This window comes from Aidingimonas halophila (genome assembly GCF_900106955.1).
Taxonomy (GTDB): domain Bacteria; phylum Pseudomonadota; class Gammaproteobacteria; order Pseudomonadales; family Halomonadaceae; genus Aidingimonas; species Aidingimonas halophila.
In genome coordinates, this window is sequence record NZ_FNNI01000013.1 from 18,028 (window position 1) to 27,039 (window position 9,012).

Here is a 9,012-nt window from a genome sequence, read left to right on the forward strand (position 1 = left end):
TCGTTCACAAGATCACCGCTGTCCCTGGATCGCTCCACCGAGGCGGCTGCGCGCCTGTAGGCGCTGCGGGCGAGCAGCGCCGGTAAACGGCCACGCCTCACGCGTGCCGACGGCCCACCCCTACCGTGAGTCTAGGACACTCCGATCACCTTCGCCCGCCCAGTCCGAAGGTTGCCCCCTCAAAATTCGCACACCCGCTGCCTTTTCCGACATACCGCTTCGAGTCGTCAGTCGCCAACCTTTTTCATCGGCGTAGCCTAAACCTCTCCATCCGGCCAGAAGTTGACAGTCATAAAAGCTTTATATAATGCCTCAATAAGCGGCGGCGAGCACTGTGATGCCGCTCCCTGATCGATCCGCTGCGCGAGCAGTGGGGCGACGGGCGCGCTGCCGTCGGAGGACTAGACACCGGACGTTCATTTACTAGCTAAGAGTACCGATCTGCACCCCGCGAAACTCTTCCGCCTGCTCAAGCGCAGCACTACGTCGGTCGCCAAGATCAACTAGTGCGTCCAGGATCCTAAGCAGCCCCTGTGCTTGCTCGGATCGTAACGGATAATTGCTGTCTGCCAGCCGTTGAACTATGCCAGCCATGCGAGCCGGCAGGGTTGTGCCCGCCCAACTTCCTCTGGCGTTTTCCAAGCCATCCAGCGCCGCCTGCGCCTGCGTCAAGAAAGCGTTGAGGGGATAAGCGGTGCCGGCGCGTTCACATAGCGTCAAGAATCGTCCCATGATGTATGATGACCAGCCCACCGCAGACATAAGACGTGTCACGAGTGGCATCACGGAGTTGAGCTCTGACCAGTCTCCATTTGCAAAGCGAGCTGAGCCGGGACAGTTTTGGTCGGTCACGACAAACAACAGCGCCTTGATTAGCGTCGGCAGTTCATGTCCTGAGACATCACCTCCACGATAGCTGTCAGGCGCGAGTTGCCGGTCCCTGATAACACGGTCTGCGCAATCGTTGAGAAGTTCGAGCGTTCCCGAAGGTATCTCTCTGGCATCCATTACGTGCCGCGTCACGACACCATCGGCAAACGCGGCAAGCACACGTAACGCTTCGTCCCGATCGGCTAGAAAAGGCCTCAACAGGTTATCTCTGATCCATGCTATGTCTAGGAAAGGTACTGCTCTTGCCAGCAGGCTCCCCAGAACAGAATTCCACTCATACATGTTTGACTGCCGGTCCAAGCGTTCTCCATCTTCTCGCCAAGGGGGCATCAAGCGCTCGCTAGTCCATGTCACCAGTTGAAGTAGCGTGGCTTTTATCATCTCTCGATAGCTATCGGACTGGCACCACGCTTCGATCGGGAAAAGCTTAAATATCTTTGCTGCAAATTGTGGATCAAATGCTGGATCGGGATCACCCCAACTCTGATCCGCGCGCAAGCCACGGCGAACTCGAGGTATCCCACCCCTAACCCAAGCTGACGGAATATCCGTGAGCGGCTCATCGGTGATTACGGGAATTCTAGCCAATGCATTCGCCAAGCTCTGCTCGTCAGCCGCGCGATCGGCGGAATTGTCACGCTGACCATTTACATCGATCACCAACCGATGATAGAGAGACAGGTCCATCGCCCGCTGTGCTGCGGTCCAAAGGATATGCTCGTCCTTATCAAGGAAGAGCGCCTGGAATGCTGTGTTGACAATGTCTTCCAGTGGATGAGCCGTAATCTGGAACATCCGCTTTACTGAATCTGGCCGGGGCGAGGCCCTTCGTCGGTCCCGATAAAGCGCGGCGATAAGATGAAGCGTCGGATGCCAAGGAATTTTAGACCCCGAGATACGCTCGGGTTCGGCCATCTGCATAACGCGACCCATTACGTCCCAAGCCCATTCGCTATCTGGCGATGAATTGGGCTCAAAGGCGATAACGCAAGCGGCGATTGCGGATACAGCGCTTTGGGCGCTGTGAGGACCAACATCGAGCCTAGTCTCAAACATGCCTTCGGTATCGTGGTCGCGGGCAAAAGTCACTGCATCGGCGAGCGTCCAACCCTCTGCCGCTTGGTTTTCCGACAAAGACTTCGTAGCCCAAGCCAGAGCCTTTTGTTCCTGCAGGTAGGCCGTAGTGTCTGCAAGCCTCTGTTCCTGCTCCTGCGTCATAGGCACTGGGGGTTGGTACGAGATCTGAACCCTGTCGCTATCAAGGGGCGACTGTCGATAGTTGTCTCGATCTCCCAACCCTGCCCAGGCCGCAGCACGTTCGCTGAGTTCTGCGATTACCCGCTCGCTGGAGCGCTGCTCTTCGACTTCAAACGGTAAGGCGGCTGGAAATTCAGCCAAGGCCGATTTGAAACGTTCTCTCAACTGCTCGTCCGGGCTCAACGCAAACATCATGGCGAGTTGCCGAACCTCCCGAGTCCGATATTTGCGCTTCTCCAAATATTCTTTCGCCTCCGCCTTGGCTCCGGTGAGACGCGTTAGAAAGCCAACTCCAAAGAGGTCAAGATCCCTGGTGGGCTCTTGAGCTACCCGCGCGATATCATGGTGCCAAAGTCGCTGACATGAGGCGACCGGCAGCGTCGTCTCGGAGACTTCAAACGTCTCAAGCGCTAGCATGAGCGCCATGCCAAGCATGGCGTAACATTCGCTGCCTTCAAGTATCGATTGAATGACTTCGCTTGTGGATCGGCCTTTGTCGATCTCCTGGAACGCCCAGTAGCTGAGGGCCAGGAAAGCGCATTCCAGCGACTGCGGCGCAAACTGACCCATTGACCAACTATAGACGGGCCAGTCGCCCCAAAAGTCCTGCTGGCCCCACGGAAATTTCAGAGTGACGGGAATCGGCGTGCCCTTCCGCCGATGGTCGATGAGATGTATTTGCCGCCAGCCCTGCACGGCGTGGTTTGCGAGATCACGGACAAGAACCAGTGCCACTTCAGGTTTCATCTGGAACAAACTAGCGAAAGGCTCATGAAGTGCCGAAGTAGGAAAGTAGTAGTTGTGATGCCGATCGATTCCGATGTCGTCCATGTCCGGAATACCGAGGCCAATTGGGATGAACATACTGGAGGACGAATCCAGGATTCGGCGCTCCTTGGCTGTCAATTCGGATTCTGGCTTAGCGCGGAGGCTAGCGAGCCATTCATTACGTTCACGGCGCTCTTGTTCCTCCCTGTCCTGGCGGTCCTGCGGCAATTCCTCCATTAGTTCTTCTTTAGCGACTGCAACAACAACGTCGGCATCGACCTCAGCCATTATTGGGGTAAATGTCATCAAGTCGCTGTACGCGGCCTCACGCATGTGCCCGTTGGAGACGGCACGCTCATATAGGGCTCTGGCTGGCTCCGGATAGCTCCGGGCGGCTCGTAAAATGATTATGCGTAGCCCGTTAATGAGAGTCGAACGCGCCTCGCGGCCCAGTGCATGCCACTTGTCATTCTGGTCGAATTTGTGGTCGCAGTACTCGTGGTCTTCCAGATCAATCAGCCAAGCGCTGCATTGTTCAATGATCGCCGACGAGCGCGGATTACGCCGGTCGGCGAGCGCATTCTGCCAAACCTGGAACACCTCCAAGGCTTGAGGAATTAAACGGACGGACAGAGAAGTTGTTTGAGGGATGAGCCAGTCAAGCAAGCGGCCCCAGCTAAGGAAATCCGATGGCCATCCGAGCAAGTCAGCCGTGCGAACGTTATCGATGCCATCTGCCACCTCGCCAGCTTTCTGAAGAATGATCGGGTTTGGCACGGTATGTTGGGCTTGGAACCACACCAGCACCTTCTCAAAAAGCCCGTCATCCTGAGAAATCAGCGTGCCGAATTCCTCAGCTGCTTGTGGAAAAGCTGGAGTAAACGGAGGCGCTGTTAGCCATTCACGACGCCATTGAGGCCTTAAGTTTTCGGCCTCTATGCTGCGATATCCTTCTGTCCATCGGCCAGGAGCTATTAGGCTGCTTTGCGAAAGCAGGCCAACTACACGACCGAGCAAAGGTGGCTCGCCCGCGGCAGACAAAGCAGTAGGCCAGTCCTCTCCCATCTCAATTAAGAGTCGAAAAAAAGTCCACTCGAAAAAAATGTCGTGAGTGAATGAATAGGCTCCGCCAAGTACGTCTTCACGAACTACTTTATCCACCTCCAGATCGCCAACCTGAGTGAACGTGCTGTCCTTCAAGTTGCGTTTGGGTATAGCTTTTCCTAGCCTACTGACCCCCCCTTCGGCTAGGTCCAGAAGAGCACGCTGCCTCGGCGCACGATCTACTGGCTGAGTATCGTGTCCCGCCCTATCCCACCACGCATTGATCAAGTCGATCTCCGTTTGTGGAGCTGCGGTTTCGGTGAAAATGCTTTGCGTCAAAATGCTTGCGAAGAAAGGGCGTCTGGAAATCTCACTGATTTCTGGTGTTCCGAACAAGAGTCGCCTTAGATGGGGTTTTTCATTCGCTAGCGTTTCGGCTTCCTCATCGGAAAAAGCATTGACTGACACATCACCAATACCAGTTTCTTTGTAGAAGCTGGACGGGAACCAGGCACGATAGGGCTCAAGTCCTTGATCGCGGGAAGTGGCAAGGACCTTCCAATGCTGGAGATCTCCGTGGGTTTCGATAGTGGCGAGTAGATCGGTGATAATCCCCTTCTGATCAGGTGGGATGCGGTCGATGCTGTCGATGAAGAGGACGGGCGTGCCCGTGGCGCCAATTTCGGCCAAGAGCTCCGCTGCTGAATGCTCCAGACCTAAAGCTGAAGCGAAGGTCGACCACCCTTTTCCCACTATTCGGTCAGATTTTAAAAACAGTATTGGACCACTTTTTTTTGCCTCGGTTGCGAATTGCTTCAGTACTGCAGACTTTCCGCAGCCAGGCATCCCGCTGATGTTTACCAAGCGATATGATGCCAATCGTTCGCTGATTTTATGTTGTAGTGCTGGACGTTCTACATGGAAGTCATCAATCATCTCCGAAACTTCCTGTAAAGCCTCGGCAGAAAATGTTGATAGCGCTGTGATATCCCTGCTGTAGTTGGGAAATGTCCGCAATCTAACGGTGCCGCGCAACTGATTTAAGAGCCGTTCGCGCGTCCATTTTTGCGCGTTGCCGGCACCGTCACGCACTATGCGACAAAGGCGATCGAAAAGTAGCGTTTCCAATCCGTCCTCATTCGCTGCCACCATCCCTTCCAAGCGATTGATGACCTCAGCACGGCGGGGGCCGCCTTCAGCCAGCCCATCCAACCGAAGGGCGACGAAGTGACGATAAAAGTCTGCTTCTTCATCAGCCGAATTTGTCGCTGTCAGGGACTCTAGGTCGGCCCTCATTGTGGCTTCAGTCGCCCCGGCAGTCCCCCCTTCGGCGAAACGGCGATCGAAGTCTGCTCCGTCAGGGCTAGCCTTTGCCCAATCAATCAGGCGGTTCAGGGAACGTAACCGGCCATCTGCTGTCTGCTCCGCCACAAAACCATACGCGTCACGGTCCTTTCGAAACCCCTCGCTATCGCGGGTGGCCACGGCCGCTGCCATGATTTCGCGGAAGTCCCTGTTCGAGGCGGCGCTCGTGATGCGGAGCGATCGCTTAGCTTGCAATCCTAAGGCGCGTTTACCGGCGGTATCCTGAAACTCGATCACAATATCGTCCATGGGATGGTCATGACCGTCACGCTGTACTGCAACGGACACGACCTTACCGTCAAGGCCGGGAGCATGATCCTGACACAGAAGCGCCGCGAGGTAGTACGCAACAACTGTATCCTCGTAAGTAAAACCGGCCCCGCCCGTAAGCTCGGTCGAGGTGGCACTATTGTCGTCGTCTTTAGTCATTGGTAGGCCTTAAAATCCATCATCTGGATATAACGTTGGCTCGCCGCCCAAGGCTACGTGCTGCGGCAGTTTCGACACCTTATTGGATTTAGGTAGCTGGTCCTCCAGCCTAGCGACCCGCATCAACAATTTCGTTATTTATGCCTTTTATGATTACGGCATCATTATGCAAGCTGAGCTTTATTTAACGCCAACGTCGCTAATACGCAAAGCTTTGTAGCGGAGGCGAAGTCGCAGCGAAAAGATTTCACAGCGCTCAGCATGGTTATGCCTACACCCACTCGACAACAGCCAAACCAGATTTTTCACGGACCCCAACCTCAAAAAACAATGCATACTGATAACCAAGGTCACGTTTGTACCCCCTCAGCTTTTGATAATCAATTGCGCGATCAACTATGCTGCTACTCTTTTTTATCTCGATGACCAAATAGTTTGTTTGGGAGTCGCGTTTGTGAACTATAATATCGGGGAATACAGTTCTCGCCTCAGTGTCCTCTGCGCCATCTGGATGTAAATCCAGATACCCTATTCGCTTTGGCTCAACACCATCTCGGTTGTACTCGCAATCAACATCCCAGTCTGGAAAAAATGATTGTAGATGTAAGCCTAGTCGGTGCGATATTGATCGCTCATTAGCGTCTACTTCCAAAAGATAAGAGTCGATTTTCATCAACTTCCGAAATGCTTCAATAACCATTTCCCCAGGAGCATGCTCCCTGAGCGTTGCTGTAGCCTCATTGTTCACAGGGGACTACTCCTCCATAACACCGTTATGCAACACGCTCACCCACGTTAACCGGGCACTTCAAGAGCCATTCCCAGAAGGGTGCTTCCGGTCCCGCTTCGCCTTTCCAGTACTGGTGTGCGAACCACGACGAGACCAGAGTCGAGTTGCCTGCGTGCAAGAGGTTCATGTCGCCGCGAAAGATGATATCGGCACTCACCTTGTAAATTGCAGCACCACCGTACTGGGACTGAAACCGGCAGGCTTCAGCAAGAGTTTCTACTGCGAATATGCTTTGGAGCCTAGACGGACGCTCGGCGTATGCCGCACGTCGCACCTGCTCATAAAGAAGCTCAAGCATTGGGCTAGCGATCAGGGCTTGAGCTTCGTTTCGTAAAAAGTATCTTTCCCCATGAGTAGAGACCCCATCAGGAAACAACTCCTCGACGTGGGCAGCAAGGACAGGCGGAGTTATATCCGCATGCTTCACTAAAGAGCATACATGTCCCTCAACAAGGGTTCCCTCCCGATCAACCGTGTAAAGCTCCAACTCTTTCTCCCATTCATTCAGCATAACAGGGATGAATATGTCCGCAGCATTTGTCAGCATGACCGCTTTGGGTCGGCAGCAGCCAGACACCATGCATCAGAATAGACTAACATTCTTTTCTCGGCCATAAGTGGACTTCGGAGAGTCCTCATGTAACGTCCTACACAGCGGGAAAACGGAGCAGAGACAATTTTTGGTAAAGTGAGCGTAGCGAACCAAAAATTGGCGGCGCGTGTTGTCCGCTGCTGCTGATTGTCATACCAATCTACAAATAGCTGTATGGTATCTGTGATTTTTGTATTTTCAGAACTCCTGTTTCCTTATTTTTGTAAATGTAGGAACTGTCTTTCTTTTGCAAAACACTCCACCAGAAACTCAGACCTTCAACTGCCCGATCTTGAACGGGGCTTGGGCCTACCCAAATGGCACTGAGCTTCGTTATATCAATATTAACCTTTACGTAAGGAACCATAACTCCATTTCTGGTGCGGATATCCATCAGCGAATCATATCTACCATACCACCTATACTCTTTCTCCTCCTTAAACCCCGGGTGTTTAAATTGGTACCTGAGATCATGAAGGAGGGAAGATATATGGCTCATAAGGTATTTGTCATTATCTCGATTATCCCTTATGGTTGAGGATATAATTTCACAGATCCTATTAACTTTTAGGTCTCGCTCATACACGCACTTAACCAAGGAAGATTTATCATCTGAAGTAGCATATATTTTGTGAGTGTTGTCTTGATGTTTAATTATAGGAGACTCGGAAAACTCTAGAGCATATCCTGATGATTTTGGACAATATTCCACCCATTGACTTTTGCAATCTTGAGTAGATGAAAAAGAAATTACAAATTAAAAATCATTTATTCTACCTCCGCGATAAACGTTTATGTCTTTCGACAGTTCTTCGGAAGCAGTATAAATCTTACCGCCTACATCGATAGGATATTCTAGATTTTGTAGCGCCTCATGAAATATATCGTCAAAGTGAAGCCACTCCTTTCGGTCATTAAGAAAATTTATATGGGATGCCCACATTGATTTGTTTTCGACAATGCCCTGAATTCCTTCTAAGCTAGTGTAATGCAAATATGGCACGCTTACTCCTTAGGAAGTCGGAGCGCTAATGTGGTATAATAAGTTTTATATCGCATGCTCGATATCTCACTTGAACGCGCATGCGCGTTCAACAATGTTATACTGCGCGCTCGACCACCTCTCAACCTATTATAGTTCGGCAGTATAACACCGATCATCGTGCATGCTGCATATCCCAATGACGTGCTCGCTGCCTTTTCCGGTATGTCGGCTTTGGGTCGTCAGCTGCCTTAGCCATTCGGATTAGCATAGACTAACATTCCGCGCTCGGTCGAATGCTGCCCTGTTTTTTACTACAATCAACTATCCATTTCATCCAGCCATCTAGAAACCATTAATCCGCAATCAAAAGTAGCATTTGCATAAGCCTCAACACCAGACAAATAAGCTTGTCTACCCAAGGTCTCAATTATCACATTTTTGGCGCCGCCATTACTTTCCACCCACAACGCGTCTATAACTTCGAGGTCCATACGTGTCGCATTGCGACGTAGTTCTGAAATAACACATGAAGAATTGCGATAGACTATATCTTCTAGTTCAACATCTTCGCTTCCCTCAATCGGAATATCATCGGCATAGACACGATAGGAGGAGGGGATCACCTTACCGCTTAATATTCTTTGTAAAAGTTCATCCTGGCTCAACAGGCTACGTGAGTAGCTCCTGTCCAGTGAACCGCCAACACATCCGCTTAGAATAAGCATTGTCAGCATAGTAAAAGTTGTTTTCATTTTTCTCACAAGAATCTATCTATTTACCGGAATGCCCGCTCTGGTGTAATGACCCCCTGGTTTCTGCACACCCTACGCAGCTAATGCCGGGTGTGCTCGGGGTGCCACATAGTCCAGAGACTGATGTGGCCGCTCTTCG

General features: G+C 51.8%; 6 protein-coding genes. All 6 read right to left on the reverse strand.

Annotated elements, in window-relative coordinates:
* Nucleotides 1-423: 423 nt before the first annotated feature.
* The 6 genes from BLW01_RS18150 to BLW01_RS18410 all read right to left on the reverse strand — a co-directional run bounded on the left by BLW01_RS18150 (nt 424) and on the right by BLW01_RS18410 (nt 8,873).
* Nucleotides 424-5,754 carry an AAA family ATPase gene (locus BLW01_RS18150; protein WP_092572432.1) on the reverse strand — a complete coding sequence of 1,777 codons (5,331 nt, stop codon included), beginning with the start codon at nt 5,752-5,754 and terminating at the stop codon, nt 424-426.
* A gap of 271 nt (nt 5,755-6,025) precedes the next feature.
* Nucleotides 6,026-6,502, reverse strand: a complete 477-nt coding sequence (locus BLW01_RS18155; RefSeq protein WP_217635562.1) for a hypothetical protein — start codon at nt 6,500-6,502, stop codon at nt 6,026-6,028.
* A 25-nt stretch (nt 6,503-6,527) separates the two neighbouring features.
* Entirely contained in the window at nt 6,528-7,091 is a 564-nt protein-coding gene (locus tag BLW01_RS18160) for a DUF2441 domain-containing protein (RefSeq protein ID WP_229806537.1), read from the reverse strand.
* Between the two features lie 205 nt (nt 7,092-7,296).
* The gene (locus BLW01_RS18165; protein ID WP_175529888.1) at nt 7,297-7,848 is read right to left on the reverse strand and encodes a DUF2971 domain-containing protein; all 552 of its coding nucleotides are present in this window, start codon (nt 7,846-7,848) and stop codon (nt 7,297-7,299) included.
* A gap of 45 nt (nt 7,849-7,893) precedes the next feature.
* Complete coding sequence (locus tag BLW01_RS18170; RefSeq protein WP_092572436.1) at nt 7,894-8,139, reverse strand: hypothetical protein; 246 nt, start codon at nt 8,137-8,139, stop codon at nt 7,894-7,896.
* A gap of 299 nt (nt 8,140-8,438) precedes the next feature.
* Nucleotides 8,439-8,873 carry a hypothetical protein gene (locus BLW01_RS18410; protein ID WP_139243954.1) on the reverse strand — a complete coding sequence of 145 codons (435 nt, stop codon included), beginning with the start codon at nt 8,871-8,873 and terminating at the stop codon, nt 8,439-8,441.
* Between the last annotated feature and the right edge of the window lie 139 nt (nt 8,874-9,012).

Excerpts from the sequence above, each read along its gene's own strand:
- BLW01_RS18150 (WP_092572432.1), bottom strand. The coding sequence starts at position 5,754 with ATGACTAAAGACGACGACAATAGTGCCACCTCGACCGAGCTTACGGGC.
- BLW01_RS18160 (WP_229806537.1), bottom strand. The coding sequence starts at position 7,091 with ATGCTGACAAATGCTGCGGACATATTCATCCCTGTTATGCTGAATGAA.
- BLW01_RS18410 (WP_139243954.1), bottom strand. The coding sequence starts at position 8,873 with ATGAAAACAACTTTTACTATGCTGACAATGCTTATTCTAAGCGGATGT.